Consider the following 26,901-nt stretch of genomic DNA (forward strand, 5'->3'; position numbering starts at 1 on the left):
CTAGGAAATAAGAAAGTGATTCAAGCCACTTACATGCAAGCGTGAGACCTAAGAACATAATAACATCAGTTAGTTACATGATCAATGAATCCGAGAAAAAAGCTCTTTATACGCTAGAGAAAAAACTAGCAAAATCCACCTGCCGGACAGATAAAAATTTTCTGCAAAATATTTTGTCAGATAACTTCAAAGAGTTCGGTTCTTCTGGTCGCATTTTCAGTAAAGCTGAGATCATGGACCTACTGGCTACTGAAACCAGCTTTACAGACTATGAGTTAGAAGATTTTCAGGCGGTATCTATTGATGAAAAAACCGTGCATGTCACTTATTTGATTCCGCCGCGCACACTAACAGATGATACCGCGAGAAAAGGGTCTCTTAGAAGCTCCATATGGTCACGGATAAACGGCGATTGGCAGATCCTTTTTCATCAGGGAACCTTGCGCCCATAAAAAAAGCCCGGTTATCCAACCGGGCTTCTCTAAAACATGTTCTGAAGGCTTAATCGCCTGTCATGATACGGTCAACCAACTGCTTCACTGACGGCACAAACCCGTTCGAGTAGAATGGATCAGAACCAAAACGGAAAGCATTATGACCTGCGAAAAGAAGGTTCTTTTCGATGTTACCATCATGAGCCACGTCTTCGAGTGTTTTCTGAATACAGAAGCTACGCGGGTCAGCAAGTCGGCCTGTTGAATTCTTCTCATTATCCGCCCAGCTAGAAAAACGGCACTGGCTCAAACAACCAACACAGTCTTTTTGGTCCTTACGGATTTCAGTTGCCTTATCAGCATCCACAAACAAGAGCGTATCATCAGGTGTTTTCATCGCCTGGTCGTAACCAGCCGCTACCCAGTTTTCAATTTTCGCTGCATCTTCACCGCGTACGATATATTTCTTACGAGCAACCATTACTTCGGTGTTGAACTCTTCATCTTGCTCGGTGCGGAAGTCTACCTGACGGTCACTACGGCCAACAAGCTCACCAAGGAAGCTGTTCTTAATTGCGCTTGAGAAAAAGCCTGTCGGGCTAAAATTCTGCAAAAGAACATCGCCTGATTTCAGTTCAAGAAGCTTCTTCTTCCAGCGCTCAGAAATCGGGCTTTCTTTTGTAAGAAGTGGGCGCGTACCAAATTGGAAAACAATCGGACCAAGCTCTTTGTTATCGATCCAGTCTTTCCATTCTTTCAGGTTCCAAACACCACCCGCCATAATGATCGGCACATGGTCCAGGCCAAGCTTGCGCATGATTTTACGTAACTCTAATACCCGTGGGTACGGATCGCCCGGCTTTGTTGGGTCTTCTGCGTTTGAAAGGCCATTATGGCCACCTGCACGCCAAGGGTCTTCGTAAACAACACCGCCCAGAAGGTCAGCCGCGTTTTTATACGCACGGCGCCACAACAGGTTAAAAGCACGGCCTGAAGATACGATTGGATAATAATGCACACCGTATTTTGAAGCCAGTTCCGCCAGCTTAAACGGCATACCCGCACCACAGGTAACCCCGTGGATCATGCCTTTGGTTTTTTCCAGAACGCCATGCAGAATTTTCTGCGCGCCGCCTAGTTCCCAAAGCATATTAATATTGATATGGCCTTCGCCTTTTGAAATTTCCCAAGCTTTACGCACCTGATCAATGGTGCCCTTAATAGAAAAATCAATCATCTCATTATGGCGATCACGGCGGCTTTTACCCATGTAATCATGCGGGATGATATTACCGTGTTCATCATAGCTATCTGCGATAACAGCAGAAATAGTACCAATTCCACCAGCTGCAGCCCAAGGACCACTGCTTGCCCCAGTTGAAATGGCAACGCCTTTACCACCTTCGATAAGTGGCAACACCTCTTTACCACCCATACGGATCGAATTAAGGCTAAAACTCATTAAACTCTCCCAAGTTCCCCTGCCCCTCGCAGGAGTAGCTGGCGCAGGAAATTCTGCACCAGTATAACATTTTTTATCGGAAATTAATCGCGGTCTTTACGTTGGCCACGCTTTTTCTGCGGAGCAGCTTTAGCAGGGCGTGCATCAGGATCTTCTTCACCAGTTTCCTGATCAACAACACGCATAGACAGACGAACCTTACCGCGGCCATCAATCTCAAGACACTTCACGTAAACTTCGTCGCCTTCTTTCACAACGTCAGTCACATTTTCAACGCGCTCTTCAACAAGCTCTGAAATGTGAACCAGACCATCACGGCTACCCATGAAGTTAACAAACGCACCGAAGTCCATAATACGAACAACTTTACCTTTGTAGATTGTGCCAACTTCTGGCTCAGCAACGATACCGATGATCCAGTCTTTCGCTGCTTCAATCTGTGAAGCAACAGAAGATGCGATCTTGATTGTACCGTCGTCTTCGATGTTAACCTTCGCACCAGTAGTTTCCACGATCTCACGGATCACTTTACCACCTGTACCGATCACTTCGCGGATTTTGTCCACAGGGATCTTCATTGTTTCAATGCGAGGAGCATGCTCAGAAAGCTCTGTACGAGCGTCAGCAAGACCTTTGTTCATCTCATCAAGGATATAGGCACGACCACGACCAGCCTGCTCAAGCGCAACTTCCATGATCTCTTTTGTGATACCAGTAATCTTGATATCCATCTGCAGTGCAGTGATACCTTCAGATGTACCAGCTACTTTAAAGTCCATGTCACCAAGGTGATCTTCATCGCCAAGAATATCAGAAAGAACAGCGAAATCATCGCCTTCTTTAATCAAGCCCATAGCAATACCAGAAACTGGACGTGTGATTGGAACACCAGCATCCATCATGGATAGAGATGCACCACATACAGACGCCATAGAAGACGAACCGTTTGATTCAGTAATCTCTGAAACAATGCGGATTGTGTATGGGAATTCTTCAGCTGTTGGCAGAACTGCGTTCACAGCGCGCCATGCAAGCTTACCATGACCAACCTCGCGGCGACCTGTGAAACCAACACGGCCACATTCACCAACAGAGAATGGAGGGAAGTTATAGTGCAGCATGAAGTTTGAACGGTATGAACCTTCAAGACCATCAATGATCTGCTCATCTTCGCCTGTACCAAGTGTCGCTACAACAAGACCCTGAGTTTCACCGCGTGTAAACAGTGCAGAACCGTGTGTACGTGGCAGAATACCTGCTTCAGCGCGGATATCACGCACATCATCAAGACCACGACCATCGATACGTTTCTTAGTTTCAAGGATGTTGCCGCGAACGATAGCGCTTTCAAGCTTCTTAGTGAGATCACCCACCATCTGCTCTGTAAGCTCTTCGTTTTCTTCAAGTACCGGAGCTACAGCTTCAGCAATTGCAGCTTTCACTTCGTTGATTTTCGCGACGCGGTCCTGCTTAGAAATAATTTCATAAGCAGCACGTAGATCAGCTTCAGCAACTTCAGCAATTTTCGCTTTAAGAGCTGATGTATCTGGACCTTCTGCAAGTTCCCATGGGTCTTTCGCAGCTTGCTCAGCAAGATCAATGATAGCATCAATCACTGGCTTACATGCGTTATGACCGAACTCAACAGCACCAAGCATTACATCTTCAGAAAGTTCTTTTGCTTCTGATTCCACCATAAGAACAGCATCTGATGTACCCGCAACAACAAGTTCAAGATCGCTTTCCTTAACACCTTCAAGTGATGGGTTCAGGATGTACTCGCCATCTTTATAGCCAACTTTCGCACCAGCGATTGGCCCCATGAACGGCAGACCTGATAGGCAAAGAGCAGCAGAGGCACCAATCATTGCAACGATATCGCTATCGTTTTCAAGATCGTGGCTTACAACTGTACAGATAACCTGCACTTCGTTTTTAAATCCGCCTGGAAATAGTGGACGGATTGGGCGGTCGATCAGACGGCTAACAAGAGTTTCTTTCTCTGTTGGACGACCTTCACGCTTAAAGAAACCACCAGGAATTTTACCCGCAGAATAGTATTTTTCTGTGTAGTTAACAGTAAGCGGGAAAAAGTCCTGACCCGGCTTTACTGATTTGGCACCAACAACAGTACACATCACTGTTGTATCACCATATGTTGCCATTACAGCACCGCTTGCTTGTCTCGCAATGTGGCCAGTTTCGAGAACCAGAGTACGACCACCCCACTCAATTTCTTTACGATAAATATCGAACATTTTTTTCCTTTCGCGGAACCACCGGAAAAATACTTACCCAACCGTATGGTTCCCGGCATACCCCCTTGGGCATACCCCGCTAAAAATATAACCTCACACGGCCCCATTGCCGGGCAAGGTATGCGTTTTACTTTCAGGCAACCCACCTGAAAAAGAAAAGGCCGGTCCAAATGAACCGGCCTTCGCTAAATTCTTACTTACGGAGACCTAGACGAGAAATAAGCGACTTGTAGCGCTCCTGGTCTTTGCCCTTCAAGTAATCAAGAAGCTTACGACGCTGGTTAACCATCTTGATCAGACCACGACGAGAGTGGTTATCTTTCTTGTGATCTTTGAAGTGCTCTGTCAGCGTAGTGATACGTGAAGTTAGAATAGCAACCTGAACCTCTGGGGAACCTGTATCGCCTTCTTTCACTGCATATTCTTTAATAAGCTGTTCTTTAACATCAGCTGCAATCGACATCGATCTTCTCCTAAAAATAAAGTTACATATTGAAGACCCGCAGGGGACGAACAAGTTCGTCACTGGCTTCAGCAATCGCCAAAGGCGTATCACCGACCATCAGCACATAAGTGCCATCCCGCTTAGCTTTGGAAGTTTGGAAACTCCGACCAAATCTGATCTCTTGAGCCTCCGTTTCCGTAACGGCTAGCACCGGGATGTCGTCTAGTGCAGTCGTTACAGGAAGAAGTGCTTCCACAGCGCGCGCACTATGGCCCAACTCCTCAAGCTTTTCCAGCGAAATCGCTTTGTTGAGAGTAAAGGGGCCAACACGCAGCCTGCGGAGAACGGTGATATGGGCACATGTACCAAGTGCTTTGGCGATATCGCGTCCAAGCGAACGCACATATGTACCCTTACCGCATGTTACGTGAAAACTGGCTTCATTAGCCTTTTCATCAAAATCAGTTAACTTAAGTGATTGAATTTCAACGGTTCTGGCTTTGAGCTCCACCTTTTCACCATCACGTGCAAGTTTATAAGCTCGCTGACCGTCTACCTTGATGGCACTGTATGCGGGCGGAACCTGCTCAATAGAACCAGTAAACTGAGGCAGAAGATTTTCTACTTCTTCTTTTGAAGGCGTTCGACCGCCAGTTTCTATCACTTCGCCTTCTTTGTCATCCGAATCGGTGGCAGTTCCCCACTGAACCGTAAAGGCATATTCTTTTGAAGCGTCCACAATATAAGGCATGGTCTTGGTTGCCTCACCAAGACCAATTGGCAAAATACCTGAGGCTAGCGGATCTAGCGTACCGCCGTGGCCTACCTTTTGTGCTTTTGTATGGAACTTAACAGCGCCAACCACCTTTGCACTTGAGATACCAAGCGGTTTATCAATGATCAGCCAGCCATCAATCTTGTTGCCTTTGCGTTTTCTCGCCAAGGAAGTGCCCTATTCTTCGTCGTCCGATACGTCAGCCAGAGTTTTGATATCCTGCTGAACACGAGGGTCGCGGAGGATCGCATCAATATGGCTTGCTTCATCGAAGCTTTCATCAAGCTTGAACTTAAGGCGCGGCATATATTTCATATGCACAACCTTGCTCATCTGGCCTCGGATGAACGCACTATTTTTGTTCAGTGCTTTGGTTACCTTGCCATCTTCATCGCCGCCTAACGGCATAACAAAAACCGTAGCATTCCGAAGATCAGGGCTAATCCGAACTTCAGAAACAGTTACAGAGGCAGTCTCTAGATCAGGGTCCTGCACATCACCGCGTGCAAGAATGCTTGAGATCGCATGGCGTACATTTTCGCCCACGCGCAATAGCCGCAGGCTTGGGGAACCATCCCCATCAAACCGTGACTTGGACATAACTTTTACCTAAGTAAGCAGCCAGAAGGCCGCACGCCCCTTAAAGGATACGTGCGATTTCCTCTAGCTCGTAAACTTCAAGAACATCACCAGCTTTGAAGTCATGATAGTTTTCAAATGTCAGACCACATTCCTGACCAGATTCAACCTTCTTCACGTCATCCTTGAAGCGGCGTAGGTTTTCAATCTGACCTTCGTAAATGATCACATCATCACGGAGGATACGGGCCTTAAGATCGTTGCGAATGTTACCTTCAGTAACCATACAACCAGCTGCCTTACCGGCTTTACCAGCCTGGAAGGCTTCCTGAATGTTCGCACGACCAACAACGTTCTCTTTATACTCTGGACCAAGCTGGCCAGCCATCGCTGCTTTCACATCATCAATGAGATCATAGATAATGTTGTAGTATTTGATGGTAATGCCGTCTTCTTCAGCCTGCTTACGAGCCTGAGTACTTGGACGAACATTAAAGCCAATTACAAGTGCGTTCGACGCCTGAGCAAGACCGATATCTGTCTCAGTAATACCACCTACAGCACCGTGGATAACACGACATTCGATTTCATCGTTACCAGCTTTCACAAGAGATTGCTGAATAGCTTCAACAGAACCCTGTACGTCACCTTTCACAACAACATCAAACACCTGCTTACCATCGCTCTCTTTAAGCTGAGTAAAGATGCTTTCAAGCGTCTTCGGAGCAGCAAGAGCAGCTTGGCGCTTCTTACGTTGTTGATCTTGGCGATATTCAGTAATTTCACGAGCACGCGCTTCACTATCAACAACCGCAAAGTCATCACCAGCACCTGGTGTTGCATTTGAACCAAGAACCTCAACCGGCTGTGAAGGACCTGCTTCTTTAACCTGCTGGCCTTTATCATTGATAAGGGCACGAACTTTACCCCACTCAGCGCCAGCAACAAAGATATCACCAACCTTCAGAGTACCACGCTGAACAAGAACCGTTGCAACAGGGCCGCGGCCTTTATCAAGCTTCGCTTCCACAACCACACCTTCAGCAGCACGGTTCGGGTTGGCTTTCAGTTCAAGGATTTCAGCTTGAAGCGCGATCGCTTCTTTAAGCTTATCAAGGCCAGTGCCTTTAAGCGCAGAAACTTCCACTTCCTGTGTATCACCAGAGAAGCTTTCAGTTACTACTTCATACTGAAGCAGTTCCTGACGAACTTTATCTGGGTTAGCACCTTCGCGGTCCATTTTGTTGATCGCTACAATCATCGGGACGCCAGCGGCTTTGGAGTGGTTAATCGCCTCAATAGTCTGCGGCATAACGCTATCGTCAGCAGCCACAACCAGAATTACGATATCTGTTACAGAGGCACCACGTGCACGCATTTCAGTGAAGGCTGCGTGACCTGGTGTATCAAGGAATGTCAGAAGGTCACCACCATCTGTTTTCACCTGATAAGCACCAATGTGCTGTGTGATACCACCTGCTTCACCCGAAACCACATTCGCTTTGCGAAGAGCATCGAGAAGTGATGTTTTACCGTGGTCAACGTGACCCATTACTGTCACGATCGGCGCACGAGAGATCAAGTCCTCGTCTTTATCTTCTTCACCAAAGAGGCCGATTTCAACATCTGCTTCGCTTACACGTTTTGCAGTATGACCAAACTCTTCCACAACAAGCTGTGCTGTATCCTGATCAAGAACCTCATTGATCGTTGCCATGATACCAAGGCCCATAAGAACCTTGATTACTGCAACGCCTTTTTCAGCCATACGCTGAGCAAGTTCCTGTACAGTAATACCTTCAGGAATTGTAATTTCGCGGCTCTGGCGTTCTTGCTGTTGCTGACGTCCACCCATTTCAGCAGCACGTTTCTTAGCCTGCGCACGCTTGTATGACGCTAGTGAACGTTGACGCTCACTATCACCTGTAGCACTTGAAATTGTCAGACGGCCTTTGCGGCGATCATCACCGCCACGACCGCGAGCACCACGTTGGTTACGATCGTTTTGGTTGTTACCTTTTTTAACGTCCTTACGCTTAGGCTTAGCTGCCCGGCGTGTATCTTCTTTATTGGCATCGGTTGCACCGCCAGCAGCAGGTGTTTGACGCGCTTCATTTGCTTTCTTCAGCTGTACAGCACGCGCTGCAAGAGACGCTTTTTTCTTCGCGTCTACAGCGGCTTTTTCTTTTGCTGCAGCATTATCAGCTTTTTTCTTCTCTGCTTCTGCAGCAGCTTTTTCGGCAGCAGCAGCTTCTGCTTTCTTCTTCGCGTCAGCAGCAGCCTTTTCTGCAGCAGCAGTTTCAGCATCACGTGTAGCTTTCTCAGCCGCTTCGCGCTTCTTGCGTTCAGCTTCTTCCACAGCACGCCGTGCTTCAATTGCAGCTTTTTCTTTAGCCTGCTCCTCAGCGCGTTTCTTCGCCATCTCTAGCGCACGAACACGAGCTTCCTGCTCAGTGCTTGATAGAACACGGCCATCATTTTGCGGTTTCTTTGGGGAATAACCACGAGGCTTTCTTGGCTTATTGCCACCCGGCTTCTGACCACCACCCGCTGGCTTTTGGCCTGCTGGTTTTGCTGGTTGTTCTGGCGCGCCGCCTTTTGTTAGTACACGCTTTTTCTTGCGCTCAACAACTACCGCCTTGCCGCGTCCCTGACTGAAGTTTTGACGAACCTGGCCCGTTTCAACCCCTTTGCTTACACCAAGGGTTTTGCCGGACAGGGTTAATTTCTTATCGTCGCTCATACTATTCTTCGTTCCCTTGCGCTTCACAAGTCAGCGGGGCGAGGCCTCGCATACTTAACAAACGGCTGACATCAGCCATAAACTTCTCGGCACCGCCACTTTCAAACAAAAGTCCGTGCACTACATTATCACGACCCAGCGCATCAGATAGCGCATCCCGGTCAAACACTGCAACTTCAGGCACATCGCCTACAGCTGCTTTTATCTTTTTTCGCCCATCATCGCCGCTGTCAGAGGCAGTTACCAGAACCGCAGGCTTTATGCCAGCTTTTCCTTTACCCGCTTTGGTCATAGCTGCCTTGATTTTATCAAAGCCTGTAACCAAATTGCCTGCCCGGCGTTCAAGGTTTAATCGGTCAAGTACTCGTCGAACCAGTAAACGATCAATCAAATCAGCAAGATCACCCTGAACCGCATTCTTCAAAAGTTTGGCTTTCAAAGATCTGCATGCAGCTTTATGGAGCTGACCGTTTTCAACCGCTTCACGCAGCTTGGGCCCATCTGCTGAAACCCAGATACCACGTCCTGGCAAGCGCTCTGCCAGATCAGGTACCAAAGTTCCATCTGGTCCCTCGACCAACCGAACCAAATTTTCCGTTGGTTCGGTTTCGTTTGTTAAAATGCACCGACGCCCATTTTTCCTGCGCGACTTTGCGCTTGTGTCAGGCTTTTCATTTTCTGGCATTATACGCCTTCCAACAAATTCAGTGCACCTATTCTGTGATTAAGCTTCTGCTTCTTCAGCTACAGCTTCAACCTCAGTAGTTTCTTCACCTTCCGCTTCCTCAGCCTCTTCAGCAGTGTCTTCTTCTACACCACCAAAAGCTTCTTCAGCTGTAATCCAGCCAAGAGCAACACGTGTAGCCATGATCATATCACTAGCTTCGTCCTGCGTCAGAGAGAAGGCTTTCAGAATACCATCTTCCTTGCTTGTTAGCTCATCCGCGGCACAGCCAGCGAAATCTTCAAGCGTTTTCACTTCATCTTCGCCAAGAGCTACAAGCATCTGAGGTGTCAAGCCTTCAACATCCGCTAGCTCATCAGCTACACCAAGCTCGACACGCTTAGCTTCAGCTTCACGAGCGGCCGCTTCAAGATGATCATTTGCACGGCGCTGAAGCTCAACAACGAGTTCCTCTTCCAGACCTTCAACAGAAAGAAGCTCTTCAGGCTCAACATAAGCAATTTCTTCAAGCTCAGTGAAACCTTCAGCAACGAGAAGATGCGCAAGTGTTTCATCAACATCAAGAGCAGCAACAAATGCTTTACTCTGAGACATGAATTCTTCCTGACGGCGTTCGCTTTCTTCAGCTTCCGTCATGATATCAATCGTCCAGCCTGTAAGCTGTGATGCAAGACGAACGTTCTGACCACGACGACCGATTGCCAGAGACAGCTGATCATCAGGAACCACAACTTCAACACGGTTGCTTTCTTCGTCCATCACTACCTTTGCAACTTCAGCGGGCTGAAGCGCATTCACGATGAAAGAAGCCACATCAGGTGACCAAGGAATAATATCGATCTTCTCGCCCTGCAGTTCATTTACAACAGCCTGCACACGGCTACCGCGCATACCAACACATGCACCAACAGGATCAATTGAATTATCATTTGATAGAACTGCGATTTTCGCACGGCTACCAGGATCACGCGCTACAGAACGGATCTCGATAATATTATCATAAATCTCTGGCACTTCCTGAGCGAAAAGAGCGCCCATATATTCAGGCTTCGTACGAGACATGAAGATTTGCGGACCACGGTTTTCACGGCGTACTTCATAAATGAAACCACGGATACGTTCATTCTGGCGAATATGCTCACGCGGGATCACTTGATCACGGCGCATAATTGCTTCCGCACGACCCAGATCGACAATCACGTTGCCATATTCAACACGTTTTACAAGACCCGTGATCACTTCACCAACGCGGTCTTTGTATTCGTTATACTGACGCTCACGCTCAGCATCACGTACTTTCTGAACAATAACCTGCTTTGCAGTTTGCGCTGCGATACGGCCAAAATCCATTGGAGGAAGGCTTGATGCAAGGAAGTCACCCACGACAGCGTCTGGCTTATCTTCGCGCGCATCTTCAACGCTGATTTGAACCGCTGGCTCTTCAACTTCTTCAACAACTTCAAGCACACGGAACAAACGGATATCACCGTTATTCTTATCAATCTGTGCTCTGATTTCGTTTTCCGCGCCATATTTGGAACGGGCAGCTTTCTGGATAGCTTCTTCCATAGCTTCGAGAACGATATCTTTATCGATAGATTTCTCGCGCGCTACCAGATCTGCGATTTGCAGTAGCTCAAGACGGTTTGCACTGACAGCAGATGCCATCGACTTCACTCCATTGCTAGGGGACAAGCCCCTGAAAGTTAACCAATCGGCGTAACTTTACTCATTGGCAGCTTGATCCGGCGCATTCTTTTGCACCGCTTCAAGCAGTTCATCAGTTAATAACAGCTTGGCTTTTGAAACATCTGCATAAGCCAGATCAAAATCACCCTCATCTGTAGAGATGGAGATGGTTTCACCATCAAACTTCAACATCTTTCCTCTGAAACGACGGCGTCCATCAAGCTGTTCATTAAGCTCAATCTTGGCATCAAATCCGATCCAACGCTCAAAATCTTTCACGCGTGTGAGCGGACGATCAATTCCAGGAGAAGATACTTCAAGCAGATACTCTTCAGGCAGCGGGTCTTCCACATCCAACAGGAGGGAGATTTCCCGCGATAGCGTCGCACAGTCATCAACATTCATTGTGCCGTCAGGCCGTTCCGCCATAATCTGCAGGGTCGGCTTACGACCACCGCCATATGTTACGCGAATCAACTCAAAGCCAAGCGACTCTACAGTCGCCTCAATGATATCAGAAATTTTATCTGCGGCTTCGCTCACCAAGCTTGTCCTTTCCTTCTTCTCCAAACTCAACTCATCTACGGCGCCAAAACTGCTACAAACTGCGCCTTAGATATAGGTTATCGTGGCTGTGAGCCTAGGCTCACCCCTTGAATAATTAACCAATACTCTAGGAGAAGTGGCCCCTATATACCCCCAAGACACCCCGGGGGCAAGGGCAAAAAGCACGCAATCCTGCGCTTTTTAGCTAAAGCACAGGATTCAACATAGATTCTTTATTTTTCGAATCGGTATAGAGAAAAGAGAGGAACTTCTATTTACGGGGCAAACGCGTGAAACGGAAGTATGTTGCATGCCCTTCAAGGGCCTTTACTTCATACCGAGTCTCAGGCCAGTCATCAGGACGAATAAGCCAATCCGATGGTTCTTTGGCTTGCCACTCGAAATCTTCGCGGGCAGACATCTGTAGTGCTGTCCATTCACGGTAGATAGGATGATCTGTCCCCACCCGGAACTCACCACCATCCTTAAGTACACGAGCAATTTCATTGAGATTATCTGGGTTCATAAAACGGCGGCGTGCGTGACGCTTCTTCGGCCACGGATCTGGGTGAATCAGGAAAACTCGATCAACACTCGCATCTGGCAATTTCCAAAGCACATGACGCGCATCATCACCATAAACACGGATATTATCGATTCCCTGCTCTTCAATCTGCGTAAGCAGGCCTGCAACACCATTTAAATAAGGTTCGCAACCGATCATACCTTTGTCAGGGTTATGTTGACCCTGCCAGGCCATATGCTCACCTTTACCGAAACCGATTTCCAACCAAACCTCTGCCTTCTTTGCGCCAAACAAAGCTTCCAGATCAATCTGCTCATCATCCCCTTCAGGGATTTGCACACTGATACGCGGCAGAAGGCCATCCATCAGGCCTTGCTTACGGTCAGACAGAGAAGGCCCTTTACGGCGCCCAAAAAAGCGCTGTGTTGGCGGGAGGAATTCTTTTTTTGTATCGGCTGTATCGTTCATGAGCGCCCCTATAACCGAAGTTAGCCGCCGGAGCCAAGCTTTATTTGCGCCTTGAGCCTACGTAAGAAACAACCGCAAACCCGATAACAAGCCCAAGACACAGCGTAAGAACTGCATATACACGCACAATAGTTTCAACAGCTGGTGCTTCCAGTGCAACAGGAAGCGGGAGATCAAGCACTCCCCGCTTGTTTAAACCCATAGCACCCACGGTACGGCCAAAGCTATCGAGAACGGCAGAGATACCTGTGCTGGTTGACCGTACGATTGGCATACCTTCTTCAATTGCACGAAGACGTGCCAGCGCCAGATGTTGGTAGGGACCACTTGTTAGGCCAAACCAGGCATCATTACTGATATTCAGCATCCATTCAGGACGTTCATCATTTCTCACGACCCGCCCAGGGAAAATAGCTTCATAACAAATAAGAGGAGAGAAAGATGGCACTCCTGGCAAATTAATTGTCTGTAATTCAGCACCTGAGGAAAATGGCACACCACCTGTTAGTTGACCAAGCCCCACCGCTTCAAAGAGAGACGCAAACGGTACATATTCACCAAAAGGGACTAGGTGATTTTTATCGTAGCGCGCGTAAATGTCGCCTTCAGAATTCACTGCCACCAAACTGTTAAAATAGTGAATACGGTTATCACGGCGTTCAAAACGCGGCACACCAGTAACAGCAAAATTACCGTACTCCAAAAGACGTGACATACGCCAGCGTTGCAGAGATCCTTCTCGATCAAAAGTTTCGCGCTGCACAGCTGTTTCTGGCCAGATAAGCAGCTTTACATCACGCGCCTTACCGTCAGCATCATTGCCGCGAGAAAGCTGCATATGATTATCGAAATGGTCATTGATCAGATAGGAACGCCATTTGTCACGCTGAGATACATTCGCCTGTACAAGTCGAAGCGTTACACCAAGATGATACCGTGTTTCATTGGCATCTAAACGACTTTTCCCTGTAAAAGACATAACTGGCAAAACAAGCAAAAGCGGCAATACAACAAAGGCATTTTTCTTAAGCGAACCGCCTGTTACCAACAGTGCCAAACTACCAGCCGCCAGTACTGTTATAAAAGAAAGCCCATAAACGCCTGTATAGTGAACAGCCTGCGCAACTGAAAGCCATTCAGACCAAGCGGACCCCACCAAATGCCACGGAAAGCCCGTAAACAACATCCCGCGTGCGCCCTCAAAAAGGGTCCAACTGGCAGCAAACAAAACCACACGGCCAATTCCGCGGGTATTAATGCGCCAGGACAACCAGAACGTCAGGCCAATATAAATCGCCATCAACGCAGAAAGGCCAAACACAGCAAAAGGCCCTAATATGGCAGGAACATTATCCTGCTGGGTAAAGGAATGGCTTATCCAGTTCAGGCCGATAGATAGAAACCCAAAGCCAGCCCACCAGCCACGGCCAAAAGCCTCACCACCTGTACGTGCCCGATCAACAAGCAAAACAAAAAGCGGGAACACGATAAAAAGGGCAGGAAAAAAATTACGCGGCGCGAAAGCCTGCGCAAGCAGTGCTCCACCCAGAAAGGCAATCAGCGCAATTCGAAATCGCCCTTGCCCATCTAGAAAATTGAGAAGCCGCGCAGCATAGCCTTGCGGTTGGCTCTGTTGAGATTTAGTCGCCATTTTTGGCTATGTATTCCCTCGCTGGTGGGTGAATACGCAATTTTTGTATTCTGCGCGGATCAGCGTCCACCACTTCAAATTTATATCCGCTTTCATGTAGGATTACTTCACCAATCTCTGGCACGCAACCCGCAAGCGCAAAAACAAGCCCACCCAGGGTATCTACATCTTCATCTTGATCTTCTGGCAAGAAGTTAATCGCTAGCAATTCCTCTAGCTCGTCAATTTCCACACGAGCATCAGCATCATAGCCGCCACCATCAAGAGCTACCAGATCAGCTTCTTCGATTTCATCGTGCTCATCTTCAATTTCGCCAACAATTTCCTCAACAATATCTTCCACGGTCACAAGGCCGTCAGTACCGCCATATTCATCAACTACGATGGCCATATGGGTACGCCCTTGACGCATTTTAGAGAGCAGATCGATTGCTTTCATAGAAGGTGGCACAAAAAGAACCGGTCTCTGAATACTCTCGATACTGAAAGCTTCAGGGTCCTTACCGTCCGCTACTTCCTTGAGCGCGTCTTTCACATGCACCATACCAAGCACATCATCCAACGTTTCCCGAAACACGGGGATACGAGAGTGGAAAGCATCCGCAAACACCTTCACTAATTCACTGTATGAAATATCCTGCGGAACAGAGACAATATCAGCACGCGGCACCATCACGTCAGTCACCCGGAGCGTACCATATTCAAGCACATTGAAGAGCATCTCCCGCTCTTCATCCCCCAGTGCTTTTATTCGGTTTTCCTCTTCATGCTCCTCAAGCGCTTCTTCAAGGCTTTCCCGGAGAGAGGTCTCACCGTTTTTAAATCCAAACTTTTCTTTTAGTCCCTTCCAAAAGCCGCCGTTAGGCCTACTACTGGATGGTTCGCTCTGTTCGTCAGGCATTAGTCTTCCGTCTCGTAAGGGTCTGAGATACCGAGGCCTGCCAGAATTTCACGTTCCAGCGCTTCCATTTCCTCTGCTTCCTCATCCTCTATATGGTCATAGCCCAGCAAATGTAAAACCCCATGCACCACAAGATGGCTCAAATGATTTTCAATGGTCTTTTGTTGCTCGGCTGCTTCGCGGATAACAACATTATCCGCAATCATTAAATCTCCCAGCAAGACCGGCGGGCCGCCCTTTAGGGCCTCAAGAAATGCTGCGGGGAGATCATCTGGCTCAATACCAGGGAAAGACAAAACATTTGTTGGTTTATCTTTTCCGCGATAATCACAATTAAGCTGCTGGCTTTGCTCGTCATCCACCAGTTCAATATAAAGCTCCATCGGAGCATTTTTCGTAGATAACCCACCCGAAAGTGCTGCTTTTGTGGCCCGAACAATCAGGCTTTCCCAATCCACATCGGCATCAAGAATACTATCGCTCAATTCCACATCAAGCTGCAGCCTTGCAAATTCATCCGGCACTGTATGGTTACCGTCCATCATCATCGCCGTATGCATCGACAATACGAGCCACAAGCGGATGGCGTACTACGTCTTTCTGGTTAAAGCGCGTTACCGCAATACCATCAACACCGCGAAGAATATCTAGAGCGTGCCGAAGGCCAGAACGTGTCCCACGAGGCAAATCAACCTGGCTTGGATCACCACATACCACCATGCGGCTATTCTCGCCAAAACGGGTGAGGAACATTTTCATCTGCATTGGTGTGGTATTTTGTGCTTCATCAAGAATAACAAAAGCGTTTGAAAGCGTTCGCCCCCGCATGTAGGCAAGTGGCGCAATTTCAATATGCCCACTGGCAATACGTTTTTCCACCTGCTCTGCTGGCATCATATCATAAAGCGCATCATAAAGTGGGCGAAGGTATGGATCGACTTTATCCTTCAAGTCACCAGGCAAAAATCCAAGGTTTTCACCCGCTTCCACTGCTGGGCGAGACAGCACGATACGGTCAATTTCTCCAGCCAACATCCGCGAAACAGCCATCGCAACAGCCAAGTATGTTTTACCGGTACCTGCAGGGCCTACACCGAACACCATTTCGTTCTTTTGGAGCTTAGCCATATAATCAGCCTGCCCAGGGGAACGCGGCATAATCACCTTGTTTCGAGTGGTGATTTTGAGATGGCTATTGTGCGCCCTACTTTCAGCAGCAGGTTTAGGGGTTTTCTTCTTAACTGGTTCGTCAACACCGGCAATCATACGAAGTGCACCGTCTACATCTCCCATTTCCACATCATGGCCAGCCTTGGCATGCTCATACAGTTCTTCCAGAACTTTCTTGGCGAGATCCATAGCTTCAGGGCTGCCCTCAATAGCAACTCTATTTCCACGATTTATAAGAAGGACACCAAGCCGCTGTTCTATGCGAGCGAGGTTATGGTCGTGTTGGCCGAAAATAATTGCGGCTAAACGATTATCTTCAAACTCTATAACCGTACGGTTCTGGTTCGAATTGTTGCCGTTTTCCGAGGTTTGCACCCCTGCAGAGTGATCGCTCTCCGAGCTTGCCTTGGCGTACATATTAAAAGGTTTCAGGCTCCTTAGCTGCCGCCTTTTGAACCACCATTAATTCAAAAGACTGACAAATTCCCCTTTAAGGCTGTTTGGTCCCGCATCAACAATTTTCACGCGTACCAATTTACCCATATATGCATTGTAAGTGTTATCTGGGCCAGCGTCCAGTTTGTTCTCGCCACCTTTTGTTAAATCTACGTGAACAGATTGCAGATATGGGCTACGGCCAATCAACTGACCTTCAAGCTTACCCGGACGCTCCAGAAGCACATCCATCTCTGTACCGAGCTTACTTTCATTGAATTCAAGTTGATGTTCGTTCAAAAGCGCCTGCAAACGCTGAAGACGTTGGGACTTCACATATTCAGGCACTTGATCTTCTGTTGCAGAAGCAGGCGTGCCTGGGCGCGGACTATATTTAAAGCTATATGCTTGCGCATATTTAACGCGGCGTACAAGATCAAGCGTTTGCTCAAAGTCTTCATCAGTTTCACCCGGGAAACCAACGATAAAATCACCAGAAAGCGCAATATCCGGGCGTGATGCACGAAGACGTTCAATAATCGCGAAATATTCTTCCCGCGTATGCTTGCGGTTCATAGCTTTAAGCGTGTTATCAGAACCACTTTGAACAGGCAGGTGCAAGTAAGGCATACAAGCCGCTACTTCGCCGTGCACATCAAAGAGATCATCTTCCATATCGTTGGGGTGCGATGTGGTATAACGAATGCGCTCAATACCGTCGATTTTATCCAACTCACGGATCAGTTCCGCAAGAGATGCTGTACCACCACCAGGTTTATCACCGTGGTAAGCATTCACATTCTGGCCCAAAAGCGTGATTTCTACGACACCTGCATCAGCCATACGCTGGGCTTCTTCCAGAATGGCCTTTAGCGGACGACTATATTCAGCACCGCGCGTGTAAGGCACTACGCAGAAAGCACAGAATTTATCACAGCCTTCCTGCACAGTCAGAAACTGAGCGGCATTATCAAATGTTTTTTCTTCCGGCAGATAGTCAAACTTGGTTTCAGCCGGGAAATCAGTATCAAGCACACGAGCGTGGTTTTTACCGCCACCGCGCTGTTCTTCAGCTTCTTTGAGAAGCTCAGGTAAACGGTGATAAGTTTGCGGACCAAGTACCATATCAATGGCAGGCGCACGCTTCATCATCTCGCCGCCTTCAGCCTGTGCAACACAACCAGCAACAGCGATGTAAGTATCCTTACCTTCCGCCGCCTTTTCCTGCTTATTCAGCTTTAGGCGGCCAATTTCAGAATATACCTTCTCAGCGGCTTTTTCACGGATATGGCAGGTATTGAGAATCACCAGATCAGCATCATCAGCAGACTCAGACACTTCGTATCCATGAGGTTTCAGTACGTCCGTCATACGGTCACTGTCATAGACATTCATCTGACAACCATATGTTTTTACGAATACTTTTTTACTCATGAGGATCTCTCCTGCAAATACTGGAACTTTCGCGACCTGACCGCAAAACTCCGTGCCGTTAACTGTGTGTTTTCAAAAGGTGCCGGAGACTAGCACCAAAGCGGTGAGAGTCAAGATTTCCGGATGGAAAGGTTATACGCCTTCTTCTACAGGAGCTTCCTGAGGGGCTGCCAGCAAAACCTTTTCCCTCGGTCCCAACTTCATTTCATGACGAAGAGCACGCTCTAATCCGCCCCGCACCTCTGCTTCACAGTATTTCGCGAGCGCTTTTCTAGACCCCATTGCCTCGAAACTCGTTGGTTCATGAAATTCTACTGTGACCACTGTACGAGCCATGCCCAAAAACTCGCGCAAATGCTCAAATAACTCCACATCGCCAAGCCATGCCACACGAGGCTTTTGACTGCGCGTAATCGGCATACCGTTCATCTCAGTATAAGCAATGGTTAGCGGCTGGATAAGGAGATTATGATCTGTTGCTGCATCAGCCCGTTCAGCCACAGAGAAAAGGGCAGATTTAAACGGCGCCATTTTCACACCATCGGTGGAAGTACCCTCAGGGAATAGGATCAAACTATCACCGTCCTGCACTCGAGAACTAAGGGCATCACGCTGACGCGCACTATCGGTACGGCGCTCTCTGTTTACAAATACAGTTTTCTGTAATTTACAAAGTGAGGCAATTGTACCCCAACCTTCAATATCTGATTTCGCGACAAAGCTGCTGTTCTTAAGAGAGCCACCAAGAATAATAATATCCAGCCAGGAAATGTGGTTAGCAGCATAAAGAACAGGCCCTTTATGCTTCTTCAGTCCTTTGAACTGAACCTTAACCCCCATAATCCGGCACACAGTACGGTGCCAGAAACCTGCAATAGGCCACCAAATCCGGAGGCCACTTTTAATCATTAGATATTGGAAAGGAAGAACCAAAACAGAAAAGGCAATAACACTGGAAACACGAACCAGACCAAGCTTGGACCAACCATCAGACTTCAAGTTGGATTTTAAGCCGCCGTATTCTTCTGCCATTTTCGATCCACCAGAACGCTTATTCTTCCTTAAGGGGCACCCCGTAGAGTTCCATGCGGTGGTCTACTAATTTATAACCTAGTTTGCGAGCGATTTCTTCCTGTAGCTTCTCAATTTCTTCACTGTGAAATTCTACCACTTCACCTGATTCAACATTAATAAGGTGATCGTGGTGATCATCAGATGCAGGCTCATAACGCGAACGGCCATCACGAAAATCATGACGCTCAAGAATACCGGCCTCTTCAAACAAGCGGACCGTACGGTACACAGTAGCGATACTGATACCATCATCCACTTCTTTTGATCGGCTATAAACTTCATCTACATCCGGGTGATCTTCAGCTTCCGTCAGAACCCTCGCGATTACACGGCGCTGGTCTGTCATACGCATGCCTTTTTGCAGGCATAATTCTTCAATAGACGGTGTGTTTGAAGGCATGAGCTAATGCACTCCCCTAAATGAGATAGTTTTAGTGGTATTTCAATGGAAAGATGGCATAACTCAATAAGAAGAGCAAGTCGAGCGTCAATTTAAAACGTTCGATTCACTAAGCTTTTATCAAATTTGACTATCTTATTTGCGCTTATCTCTGCCCAAGCCGATTTTCTTCGCCAGAACCCTACGTTGATCCGCATAATTTGGCGCAACCATTGGATAATCTACAGGTAGCCCCCACCGGTCACGATATTCTTCTGGAGATAAACCATACTGCGTTTTCAGATGCCGTTTTAGCATTTTCAACTGCTTACCATCCTCAAGGCATACAATATAATCCGGCGTGATTGACTTTTTAATAGGCACAGCAGGACGCGGACGGTCCTGTCCAGAAACCTGTGAGGCACCCAACCCCGACAAAGTATTAAATACACTACTAATTAATGACGGAAGCTCCGCCACATCCACTTTATTATTCGCCACATGTGAAGAAACTATATCTGTTGTCAGCGCCAACAGTTCATGTTTTAAAACCTGTGTATCTTCCATTTTACTCATTCTATTTTATATCGTGGCATAACAATGGATAACTCTATTTTCACTGCATTGCGCAGTTTAGTTCCTCAGAGCCACGTGCTATACAAAGCCTTTGTTTCAACCTCAGTCATTGGTTCTTTTATGCCTTCAGCCACCCAACAGAACGCATTAAATCTAATTGGCACAAGTTGCCCTATGGCTTTTGTCAAAGCACGGATGCACATAGACCAATTACCCAACTCAGCGGTTACCGTTATTGTCTTCGAGGATACCGCCGCCAACGAACCTCTAATTAGATCCATTGAGGCGCTAGGACATACCGTACTTTCAAAAACCCAATTTGAAAGTACTGATGATACTGTACCCAACTCCGACGCTTCCTCCCGAAGTGGTACGCTACATGTAATTAGAGTTGAAATTCAAGTAAAGATATAAAGAAAAATAATAGTTAAAATTTTAACTATTATTTTTTATTTAATAAATCGAAAGAGTACAACAAGGCGTCCGTTCTTTTACCTTCTCGATTTTGATAATAACCTCTACGAAACCCCACCTGTACAAATCCTATTTTTGAATAGAGGCTAACTGCCTTTAAGTTGTCTTGTCTCACCTCTAGGAAACAGGTAGCTACATTCTGCCCCTTCAGATAGTCTACCATGAAGGAAAGAATCCACTTCCCTACACCTTTTAATTGCCATTCAGGATGTACCGCTACCGTAATGAGCTCAGATTCATCACATACTGTACGAACCATTAACGCACCAACCGTCTGCTCTCCATCCTTGAAAACAAACCCGGCTGTACCAGAAATTTCCAAGGATGATTTAATCGATTTTTCAGCCCACCCGTTCTCATTCTGAGCCTCAAATGCAGCTCTATGCACCTCAGAAAATGCCGCAATAGTATCTTCGTCAGAAACATTAACTGCCGTTACAGAATATTTTCCACTGACCGATTCAGCCATTAACTATCACCGATGGGGATAAGCCGTTTTGCTTTCGCAGCATCAGCTTGGCGGTAATATGTGGGTTCCGGAGGATAAATCTTGGGATTAACATTTTGTGCGATTCTGGCCAAAATGGCAGGATCGACATGATCATGCTCTGTACTCAGCTCTAAAAGAGCGGCGCCACTTCCTACTACTCGGCCAGGATTATCTTCTATCATTTGCAGCGCATCAGGCTCATCAATATTCATAGGTTCACCAAGCATTTTGGGAAGCCCATCAGCCTCAAGGTCAACAAAAGCTTGCAGGAACACCTGTCCGCCTCGCCCCTTCATAACACTGTAAACACGCCCCGGCTTTTCTTGCTGTGCCTGCGCCGCCAAAACGGATAATGCTGTTAAACCAACACAAGGAATATTCTGTGCAAGCGCAATACCGCGCGCAACAGACAGACCAATGCGGAGCCCGGTAAAAGTGCCAGGCCCTGTTGTAACGGCAACGCGCGTGATATCTGCGTAACTGATGCCTGCCTGCTCCATCAAACCCTCTAATTGAGGAATTAAATGTTCTGCATGCCCCCGGCCAATAGCATCCGCAGACGAAAACATCTCACCGGAAGCAAGTAGCACAGCGGAAGAGCAATAGCTTTCACATGTATCAATCGCGAGTATTGCCACGTTTTATACCCTAAAGAATTTTCGCTGCGTCATCGAAGGCAAGACGAGGGCTGCGGTCAAAGATACCTTCAGAAGAACCATACCCAATAGAACAGATAAAGTTTGATTTAAGGTTAGTGCCCGCAAAAAACTCAGCATCCACCGCAGCTTTATCAAAACCTGACATTGGACCACAATCAAGCCCAAGGCTGCGCGCTGCCATAATCAGATACCCACCCTGAAGCGTCGCATTTCGCATCGCAGTTTCCTCTGCAACAGCCGGATCAGCAAACCAGTTTTTCGCATCCAGATTATGCGGGAACAGCTGAGGCAGTTTTTCAGCAAAATCCATGTCATTTGCAATAATTACCGTAACAGGCGCCTGCATTACCTTCGTATCGTTACCTTCCATCACAAGCGGCTTCAAGCGTGCTTTCGCGGCATCAGATTTCACAAAATGAAAACGTGCAGGGCAGCAATTTGCGCTTGTAGGGCCCATTTTCACCAAATCATAAAGCGCTTGAATTTGCTCATCACTTACGGGTTTATCTTCCCAAACATTGATGCTGCGTGCTTCACGAAACAATTGGTCAAGCGCTTGATCGTTTAAACTGATGGACATGGTTTTACTCTCCGAAAGTTGGGGGATTTTCGTATATTTTTTTCTTCGTCTTGCCAGTTTCACGCAAACAAGGCAAGACTAGTAAGGAGGGAGTTTTGAAATGCGGCCTTTTTTTCTATGTATTTTAAGCCTGTTTAGCATGCTACTCAGCTTATCACCTACCTATGCAGATAAATCAGCATCTGTATTGCTCTACCACCGCTTCGGCGAAGACAATGTACCCTCCACCAATATCCGGTTGGAACAATTTGAAGCCCATATCAAAATCCTAAAAGAAGGCGGTTATCACTTCATGGCGCTTTCTGACGCTATTGCTCATCTCAAGGATAAGCGAGACTTCCCCGAACGTACCGTGATTGTCACGGTGGATGATGCATATAAATCAGTATTCACGAATGGTTGGCCAATGCTGAAAGCAGCAGGAATTCCCCTTGCCGTGTTTGTGTCTACTGATCCAGTAGACAGCGGCAGCAGCAATTACATGTCGTGGGACGAGATCAGGCAGCTTAAAGAAGAAGGTGTAGAAATCGCGCACCATACTGCGTCTCACCTACATATGGTCCATGCTGGTCTTGAAGCAGCTATGGCAGACGTGCGTAGAGCCAGCAAACGTTTCGAAGAAGAATTAGGAGAAGTGCCCAAAATCTTCGCTTATCCGTATGGGGAACATAGCCTGGAGATAGCTGATGCCATCCAAGACGAAGGCTTTGATGCAGCTTTCGCCCAATTCTCAGGCGCAATAGCCCAGTGGGATAACCTATATGCTTTGCCGCGCTTCCCTGTAAATGAGCGCTATGGCGGCGAAAACAGATTTAAACTTATCAGCCAGGCCATGGCCCTGCCAGTATCGGATATCATCCCGGCTAAACCACTTTTAAGCGATACTAACAATCCACCGCTTTTTGGCTTTAGTGTTGATGAAAATGTAAGAGGCCTTGGTGCCTTAGCATGTTACCCAAGCCATCTTGGCAAAGCTGCGGATTTGGTAAAACCACTTGATCACCGAATAGAAGTGAGGTTCGACAAACCGTTTCCGAAAGGCAGAAGTCGGATCAATTGCACCATGCCCGTTGGAAACGGGCGCTGGTATTGGCTGGGGAAGTTTTTCCTGCTGCCGGGCGGCAAGCTGGATTAAAAGCTGTTATTCAACAGCCCGCACTTCTGTTACTTCCGGGATATAGTATTTAAGCAGATTTTCAATGCCGTGCTTCAGCGTCATAGTCGCACTCGGGCATCCGGCGCAGGCACCCTGCATCTGCAAATAAACAACACCCTCCTGGAAACCATGATAGGTGATATCACCGCCATCACCAGCAACAGCTGGCCGAACTTTTTCATCAAGCAATGTCTTGATTTGTTCAATAATCTCAGCGTCAGCCTCATCATCATCAAAAGACGATTCTCCCATAGCAGCATCAGCATTCACTACTGGAGCGCCTGAAGCGAAAAACTGCATAAGACCCGCAAGCACATTTGGCTTAAGCTCATCCCACTCGCTATCGCCAGCCTTGGTCACCGTGATGAAATCGTGCCCAATAAACACACCGGCAACACCCGTTTGTGCAAACAAAGCATTCGCAAGAGGTGAGGATTCTGCCGCTTCTACATCAGTGAAATTCGCAGTACCCGCTTCAAGCAGTATTTTACCCGGCAGAAACTTAAGCGTATCCGGGTTTGGCGTCATTTCAGTTTCGATAAACATAACAAAATCCTTCTTTATGTAGCCTTCATTTGGTGATTTTGCCGCTAAAGGTCAAGCAAAAAGACCGTTACTTGAGAGCCTGAAGGCACTCTTCAAGAGGTGCGCGGGAATTTTCCACACGGCACAAAACCAAACTGCCCTGAATAGCAACCAACCTACTCCGTGCTTTACGTTCTGCTTCTTCTGTAGCCAACCCCATTTCCAGATATGCCCTTTCAAGCCCGGCCTGCCACATACTAACAGCAGCGTTAATTTGCTGCTGAAATAACGCCTTACCTTCCCCCACTAACAAACTATTCATAAGGCAAAAAGGTACGTCGCCTTCATAATATTGAGCAACACCTTCAAAGCTATTTGCGAGCCGCTTCTCTGGCATGTCTTTACCATTTAGGGGCGCAAGCACATATTTTTGCAGACGTGCGCCCGCATGTGCCAAAACCTTATCAGCCATATCTTTCTTACCGTTTGGAAAATGATGATACAGACTGGCTTTAGACAGTTCCGCGGCTCCCGCGAGCATTGCCATACTCGCACCTTCATAACCATTTTCCCGAAACACGTTACTAAGACGTGCTGCCATTTCGGTTTTATTCAATTTTGCAATGCGAGGCATATTCTTTCTTCTTTCGCCACAATAATAACCGAACATTTGGTTTGTTTCTATAATTTAATGTAAATTAATTCCAAACTTTGCCGCATTTTATTGCCATGTTATGGAAACAGAAAGAAACCAAAGGAACCTGCGTGAGCAAACAGCCAACACAAAAGCCAAGAAAAGCAACACCCAAGAAATCAGCGAAAGCTAAAAAGGGGGCTGTATCAAAGGCTGAAAAAAAACAGGCTCAACCCGAAACGCCAAAGAAACCAATCTGGAAACGCCTATTTTACTACAGCGCTATAATTGGTGTCTGGGGTTTTATTCTTGGCTTCCTTGTGCTCGCATATCTCTCGCTAGATTTACCGGATCTAGAAAATCCACATACTCCAGGCTCAAATGATACAGCTGTTGTTGTAAAAGCAGCTAACGGCGCAACTCTTGTACGTAGTGGGCCTATCCACGGTGACCGCATCCCATATAATGAAATCCCCGATGCCCTCGTTCGCGCTTTCACCTCAGTGGAGGACAGGGAATTCTTCTCCCATTCTGGAGTGAATGCCAAAGGTCTCATCCGTGCACTTTGGACCAATATTCGCGCAGGAGGCGTGCGCGCTGGGGGTAGTACGATCACCCAGCAGCTCGCAAAGAATCTATTCCTTTCCAATGAACGTACGATCAAAAGGAAAGCGCAAGAACTGCTGCTCACCCTTTGGATTGAGCAGCGCTTCACCAAGGAACAGATACTTACCCTCTATCTCAACAACGTATACTTCGGTGGTGGCGCATACGGCATTGATGCTGCAAGCCGTAAATTCTACGGCCACAGCGCACGTGAACTTTCCATAAGTGAAGCCGCCTTGCTCGCAGGACTTGTGAAAGCGCCTTCCCGTTATGCGCCCCATATTAACCCGGAAGGTGCGTGGAAACGCGCACGCGTGGTTCTCAAAACCATGGTTGAAGAGGGCGTTATTACCCAGCAAGTAGCTGACAAACTTAAAACCCAACCTCCTCGAATAAAAGAAGCAAGCGCTGGCAGAGATGTCCGTTTCTTCACTGACTGGGTTGAACAGGCTGCCCATAACATGCTGCCGGAAACTGCAGGAAAATCGCTCATAATATATACCACACTTGATCCCAGTGTTCAGCGTGCCGCCGCGATGGCGCTGGAACGCGGCCTGGAAGGTGAAGGTAAAGAGCGCAGTGCAAGCCAAGGCGCCGTAGTTGCCATTGATCATGACGGCGCAGTGCGCGCGATGGTGGGCGGAAGTGACTATGCTAAAACACAGTATAACCGTGCCACACAAGCCTTGCGTCAACCCGGCTCAGCTTTCAAGCTGTTTTCTTATCTCGCTGCCCTGGAAGCAGGTATAAAACCGACAGATCGATACATTGATGAAAAAACGAGCATCGGTGATTGGTCCCCGAAGAACTACAATGGTAAATTCAACGGTCCAATGGACATGCAAGAAGCTTTTGCACGGTCAATCAACACTGTAGCTGTACAAATTTCTGAAGAGGTAGGTAGGAACCGCGTCGCCAGCATGGCCAAACGCCTTGGCATTTCCACCGAAGTAGAAGCCCTTGCCAGCCTACCGCTCGGTACAGAAGAGGTAAAACTGATTGATCTGGCCAGCAGTTATGCCGTGATTGCAAATGGTGGGCACCTTGCACCTGCCTATGCGATTGTTGAAATTACATCACTAGACGGTGAAGTTTTGTACCGCAAGCCACCTGTTAGACCAGTGCCTGCACTTGCCTATCCTGTTGTAAAAGACATGACTGAAATGCTCACCAGCGTGGTAACGTGGGGGTCTGGGAAAAATGCCCGTATTGACAGGCCTGCAGCAGGTAAATCTGGCACCTCACAAGACAGCAGAGATGCTGTATTTGTGGGCTTTACCAGCGATATGACGACAGCTGTCTGGGTAGGGAATGATAATGGCACACCTATGAAGGCCGTAACAGGCGGTGGGCTTCCTGCTCGTATCTGGTCAGATTTTATGCTGGAAGCACATGTGGGCCAACCTATCCGCCCCTTACTTGCAGATGCAGGCATTTACAGCACCTCAGCGGGTCCTGAAAAAATCATCGAAGAAAAACCTAAAAAGAAGAAAAAGAAAGGTTTTCTGGAACGCATCTTTGGCGGAAAAGATTAGCACGCGGCATAC

27 protein-coding genes are annotated in these 26,901 nt (G+C 47.5%); 4 read left to right on the forward strand and 23 right to left on the reverse strand.

What is annotated here, in order from left to right; all coding sequences use genetic code 11:
• Positions 1-77: 77 nt before the first annotated feature.
• Positions 78-452, forward strand: coding sequence for a DUF4440 domain-containing protein (locus KFE96_RS17660; protein WP_255833862.1), 375 nt, complete (start codon positions 78-80; stop codon positions 450-452).
• Between the two features lie 49 nt (positions 453-501).
• Here the strand turns inward: KFE96_RS17660 and KFE96_RS17665 are convergent, their stop codons facing one another.
• From KFE96_RS17665 to KFE96_RS17750, 18 genes are all read right to left on the reverse strand, one after another.
• Entirely contained in the window at positions 502-1,896 is a 1,395-nt protein-coding gene (locus KFE96_RS17665) for a nitronate monooxygenase family protein (RefSeq protein ID WP_255833863.1), read from the reverse strand.
• Positions 1,897-1,979: 83 nt separating this feature from the next.
• Positions 1,980-4,154: a polyribonucleotide nucleotidyltransferase gene (gene pnp, locus KFE96_RS17670; RefSeq protein WP_255833864.1), complete on the reverse strand. Its 2,175-nt coding sequence runs from the start codon at positions 4,152-4,154 to the stop codon at positions 1,980-1,982.
• Positions 4,155-4,347: 193 nt separating this feature from the next.
• A complete protein-coding gene (gene rpsO / locus KFE96_RS17675; RefSeq protein ID WP_247017570.1) occupies positions 4,348-4,617 on the reverse strand; it encodes a 30S ribosomal protein S15 in 270 nt (89 codons plus the stop codon).
• Between the two features lie 22 nt (positions 4,618-4,639).
• Entirely contained in the window at positions 4,640-5,542 is a 903-nt protein-coding gene (truB, locus tag KFE96_RS17680; protein ID WP_255833865.1) for a tRNA pseudouridine(55) synthase TruB, read from the reverse strand.
• Between the two features lie 9 nt (positions 5,543-5,551).
• Positions 5,552-5,974 carry a 30S ribosome-binding factor RbfA gene (gene rbfA, locus KFE96_RS17685; RefSeq protein WP_247017574.1) on the reverse strand — a complete coding sequence of 141 codons (423 nt, stop codon included), beginning with the start codon at positions 5,972-5,974 and terminating at the stop codon, positions 5,552-5,554.
• A 40-nt stretch (positions 5,975-6,014) separates the two neighbouring features.
• The gene (gene infB, locus KFE96_RS17690; protein ID WP_255833866.1) at positions 6,015-8,696 is read right to left on the reverse strand and encodes a translation initiation factor IF-2; all 2,682 of its coding nucleotides are present in this window, start codon (positions 8,694-8,696) and stop codon (positions 6,015-6,017) included.
• A gap of 1 nt (position 8,697) precedes the next feature.
• The gene (locus KFE96_RS17695; RefSeq protein ID WP_255833868.1) at positions 8,698-9,381 is read right to left on the reverse strand and encodes a DUF448 domain-containing protein; all 684 of its coding nucleotides are present in this window, start codon (positions 9,379-9,381) and stop codon (positions 8,698-8,700) included.
• A gap of 39 nt (positions 9,382-9,420) precedes the next feature.
• Positions 9,421-11,049 carry a transcription termination factor NusA gene (gene nusA / locus KFE96_RS17700; RefSeq protein ID WP_255833869.1) on the reverse strand — a complete coding sequence of 543 codons (1,629 nt, stop codon included), beginning with the start codon at positions 11,047-11,049 and terminating at the stop codon, positions 9,421-9,423.
• 57 nt (positions 11,050-11,106) lie between these two features.
• On the reverse strand, positions 11,107-11,613 hold the full coding sequence (rimP, locus tag KFE96_RS17705) for a ribosome maturation factor RimP (protein ID WP_255833870.1): 507 nt from the start codon (positions 11,611-11,613) through the stop codon (positions 11,107-11,109).
• Between the two features lie 274 nt (positions 11,614-11,887).
• Positions 11,888-12,610 carry a tRNA (guanosine(46)-N7)-methyltransferase TrmB gene (trmB, locus tag KFE96_RS17710; RefSeq protein WP_255833871.1) on the reverse strand — a complete coding sequence of 241 codons (723 nt, stop codon included), beginning with the start codon at positions 12,608-12,610 and terminating at the stop codon, positions 11,888-11,890.
• 40 nt (positions 12,611-12,650) lie between these two features.
• Complete coding sequence (lnt, locus tag KFE96_RS17715) at positions 12,651-14,261, reverse strand: apolipoprotein N-acyltransferase (protein ID WP_255833872.1); 1,611 nt, start codon at positions 14,259-14,261, stop codon at positions 12,651-12,653.
• Entirely contained in the window at positions 14,251-15,162 is a 912-nt protein-coding gene (locus KFE96_RS17720; protein WP_255833873.1) for a hemolysin family protein, read from the reverse strand. Before KFE96_RS17720 ends, lnt begins: the two co-directional genes overlap by 11 nt.
• Complete coding sequence (gene ybeY, locus KFE96_RS17725) at positions 15,162-15,722, reverse strand: rRNA maturation RNase YbeY (RefSeq protein ID WP_255835616.1); 561 nt, start codon at positions 15,720-15,722, stop codon at positions 15,162-15,164. The genes KFE96_RS17720 and ybeY overlap by 1 nt, the downstream gene beginning before the upstream one ends.
• Positions 15,694-16,749 carry a PhoH family protein gene (locus tag KFE96_RS17730; RefSeq protein ID WP_255833874.1) on the reverse strand — a complete coding sequence of 352 codons (1,056 nt, stop codon included), beginning with the start codon at positions 16,747-16,749 and terminating at the stop codon, positions 15,694-15,696. The genes ybeY and KFE96_RS17730 overlap by 29 nt, the downstream gene beginning before the upstream one ends.
• A 45-nt stretch (positions 16,750-16,794) precedes the next feature.
• A complete protein-coding gene (miaB, locus tag KFE96_RS17735; protein WP_255833876.1) occupies positions 16,795-18,201 on the reverse strand; it encodes a tRNA (N6-isopentenyl adenosine(37)-C2)-methylthiotransferase MiaB in 1,407 nt (468 codons plus the stop codon).
• 132 nt (positions 18,202-18,333) lie between these two features.
• Positions 18,334-19,233, reverse strand: a complete 900-nt coding sequence (locus tag KFE96_RS17740) for a 1-acyl-sn-glycerol-3-phosphate acyltransferase (RefSeq protein WP_255833877.1) — start codon at positions 19,231-19,233, stop codon at positions 18,334-18,336.
• Positions 19,234-19,252: 19 nt separating this feature from the next.
• Positions 19,253-19,675 (reverse strand): Fur family transcriptional regulator, encoded by a 423-nt coding sequence (locus KFE96_RS17745; protein ID WP_247017596.1) that lies wholly within the window; start codon positions 19,673-19,675, stop codon positions 19,253-19,255.
• 135 nt (positions 19,676-19,810) lie between these two features.
• On the reverse strand, positions 19,811-20,221 hold the full coding sequence (locus KFE96_RS17750; RefSeq protein ID WP_255833878.1) for a MucR family transcriptional regulator: 411 nt from the start codon (positions 20,219-20,221) through the stop codon (positions 19,811-19,813).
• A gap of 129 nt (positions 20,222-20,350) precedes the next feature.
• Here KFE96_RS17750 and KFE96_RS18275 point away from each other — a divergent pair, with 129 nt between their 5' ends.
• Entirely contained in the window at positions 20,351-20,644 is a 294-nt protein-coding gene (locus KFE96_RS18275) for a sulfurtransferase TusA family protein (RefSeq protein ID WP_370650607.1), read from the forward strand.
• A gap of 28 nt (positions 20,645-20,672) precedes the next feature.
• Here the strand turns inward: KFE96_RS18275 and rimI are convergent, their stop codons facing one another.
• The 3 genes from rimI to KFE96_RS17765 are packed head-to-tail and all read right to left on the reverse strand — an operon-like array spanning position 20,673 to position 22,433.
• Positions 20,673-21,173: a ribosomal protein S18-alanine N-acetyltransferase gene (rimI, locus tag KFE96_RS17755; protein WP_255833879.1), complete on the reverse strand. Its 501-nt coding sequence runs from the start codon at positions 21,171-21,173 to the stop codon at positions 20,673-20,675.
• Positions 21,173-21,832 (reverse strand): tRNA (adenosine(37)-N6)-threonylcarbamoyltransferase complex dimerization subunit type 1 TsaB, encoded by a 660-nt coding sequence (gene tsaB, locus KFE96_RS17760; protein ID WP_255833880.1) that lies wholly within the window; start codon positions 21,830-21,832, stop codon positions 21,173-21,175. The genes rimI and tsaB overlap by 1 nt, the downstream gene beginning before the upstream one ends.
• Positions 21,833-21,842: 10 nt before the next feature.
• The gene (locus KFE96_RS17765; RefSeq protein ID WP_255833881.1) at positions 21,843-22,433 is read right to left on the reverse strand and encodes a malonic semialdehyde reductase; all 591 of its coding nucleotides are present in this window, start codon (positions 22,431-22,433) and stop codon (positions 21,843-21,845) included.
• Between the two features lie 100 nt (positions 22,434-22,533).
• Between KFE96_RS17765 and KFE96_RS17770 the strand changes: the two genes are divergently transcribed.
• On the forward strand, positions 22,534-23,568 hold the full coding sequence (locus KFE96_RS17770) for a polysaccharide deacetylase family protein (RefSeq protein ID WP_255833882.1): 1,035 nt from the start codon (positions 22,534-22,536) through the stop codon (positions 23,566-23,568).
• Between the two features lie 6 nt (positions 23,569-23,574).
• Here KFE96_RS17770 and KFE96_RS17775 read toward each other — a convergent pair whose 3' ends face one another.
• Positions 23,575-24,135 (reverse strand): NifU family protein, encoded by a 561-nt coding sequence (locus KFE96_RS17775; protein ID WP_255833883.1) that lies wholly within the window; start codon positions 24,133-24,135, stop codon positions 23,575-23,577.
• 67 nt (positions 24,136-24,202) lie between these two features.
• Entirely contained in the window at positions 24,203-24,748 is a 546-nt protein-coding gene (locus KFE96_RS17780; protein WP_255833884.1) for a TetR/AcrR family transcriptional regulator, read from the reverse strand.
• 131 nt (positions 24,749-24,879) lie between these two features.
• On the opposite strand from KFE96_RS17780, the gene KFE96_RS17785 reads away from it, so the two are divergent.
• On the forward strand, positions 24,880-26,889 hold the full coding sequence (locus KFE96_RS17785; RefSeq protein WP_255833885.1) for a transglycosylase domain-containing protein: 2,010 nt from the start codon (positions 24,880-24,882) through the stop codon (positions 26,887-26,889).
• The last annotated feature ends 12 nt before the right edge of the window (positions 26,890-26,901 follow it).

It is taken from the genome of Kordiimonas sp. SCSIO 12603, from assembly GCF_024398035.1.
Taxonomy (GTDB): domain Bacteria; phylum Pseudomonadota; class Alphaproteobacteria; order Sphingomonadales; family Kordiimonadaceae; genus Kordiimonas.

Excerpts from the sequence above, each read along its gene's own strand:
- KFE96_RS17660 (WP_255833862.1), top strand. The coding sequence starts at position 78 with ATGATCAATGAATCCGAGAAAAAAGCTCTTTATACGCTAGAGAAAAAA.
- KFE96_RS17665 (WP_255833863.1), bottom strand. The coding sequence starts at position 1,896 with ATGAGTTTTAGCCTTAATTCGATCCGTATGGGTGGTAAAGAGGTGTTG.
- pnp (WP_255833864.1), bottom strand. The coding sequence starts at position 4,154 with ATGTTCGATATTTATCGTAAAGAAATTGAGTGGGGTGGTCGTACTCTG.
- rpsO (WP_247017570.1), bottom strand. The coding sequence starts at position 4,617 with ATGTCGATTGCAGCTGATGTTAAAGAACAGCTTATTAAAGAATATGCA.
- rbfA (WP_247017574.1), bottom strand. The coding sequence starts at position 5,974 with ATGTCCAAGTCACGGTTTGATGGGGATGGTTCCCCAAGCCTGCGGCTA.
- infB (WP_255833866.1), bottom strand. The coding sequence starts at position 8,696 with ATGAGCGACGATAAGAAATTAACCCTGTCCGGCAAAACCCTTGGTGTA.
- KFE96_RS17695 (WP_255833868.1), bottom strand. The coding sequence starts at position 9,381 with ATGCCAGAAAATGAAAAGCCTGACACAAGCGCAAAGTCGCGCAGGAAA.
- nusA (WP_255833869.1), bottom strand. The coding sequence starts at position 11,049 with ATGGCATCTGCTGTCAGTGCAAACCGTCTTGAGCTACTGCAAATCGCA.
- trmB (WP_255833871.1), bottom strand. The coding sequence starts at position 12,610 with ATGAACGATACAGCCGATACAAAAAAAGAATTCCTCCCGCCAACACAG.
- lnt (WP_255833872.1), bottom strand. The coding sequence starts at position 14,261 with ATGGCGACTAAATCTCAACAGAGCCAACCGCAAGGCTATGCTGCGCGG.
- KFE96_RS17720 (WP_255833873.1), bottom strand. The coding sequence starts at position 15,162 with ATGCCTGACGAACAGAGCGAACCATCCAGTAGTAGGCCTAACGGCGGC.
- ybeY (WP_255835616.1), bottom strand. The coding sequence starts at position 15,722 with ATGCATACGGCGATGATGATGGACGGTAACCATACAGTGCCGGATGAA.
- KFE96_RS17730 (WP_255833874.1), bottom strand. The coding sequence starts at position 16,749 with ATGTACGCCAAGGCAAGCTCGGAGAGCGATCACTCTGCAGGGGTGCAA.
- miaB (WP_255833876.1), bottom strand. The coding sequence starts at position 18,201 with ATGAGTAAAAAAGTATTCGTAAAAACATATGGTTGTCAGATGAATGTC.
- KFE96_RS17740 (WP_255833877.1), bottom strand. The coding sequence starts at position 19,233 with ATGGCAGAAGAATACGGCGGCTTAAAATCCAACTTGAAGTCTGATGGT.
- KFE96_RS17745 (WP_247017596.1), bottom strand. The coding sequence starts at position 19,675 with ATGCCTTCAAACACACCGTCTATTGAAGAATTATGCCTGCAAAAAGGC.
- KFE96_RS17750 (WP_255833878.1), bottom strand. The coding sequence starts at position 20,221 with ATGGAAGATACACAGGTTTTAAAACATGAACTGTTGGCGCTGACAACA.
- KFE96_RS18275 (WP_370650607.1), top strand. The coding sequence starts at position 20,351 with ATGCCTTCAGCCACCCAACAGAACGCATTAAATCTAATTGGCACAAGT.
- rimI (WP_255833879.1), bottom strand. The coding sequence starts at position 21,173 with ATGGCTGAATCGGTCAGTGGAAAATATTCTGTAACGGCAGTTAATGTT.
- KFE96_RS17765 (WP_255833881.1), bottom strand. The coding sequence starts at position 22,433 with ATGTCCATCAGTTTAAACGATCAAGCGCTTGACCAATTGTTTCGTGAA.
- KFE96_RS17770 (WP_255833882.1), top strand. The coding sequence starts at position 22,534 with ATGCGGCCTTTTTTTCTATGTATTTTAAGCCTGTTTAGCATGCTACTC.
- KFE96_RS17775 (WP_255833883.1), bottom strand. The coding sequence starts at position 24,135 with ATGTTTATCGAAACTGAAATGACGCCAAACCCGGATACGCTTAAGTTT.
- KFE96_RS17780 (WP_255833884.1), bottom strand. The coding sequence starts at position 24,748 with ATGCCTCGCATTGCAAAATTGAATAAAACCGAAATGGCAGCACGTCTT.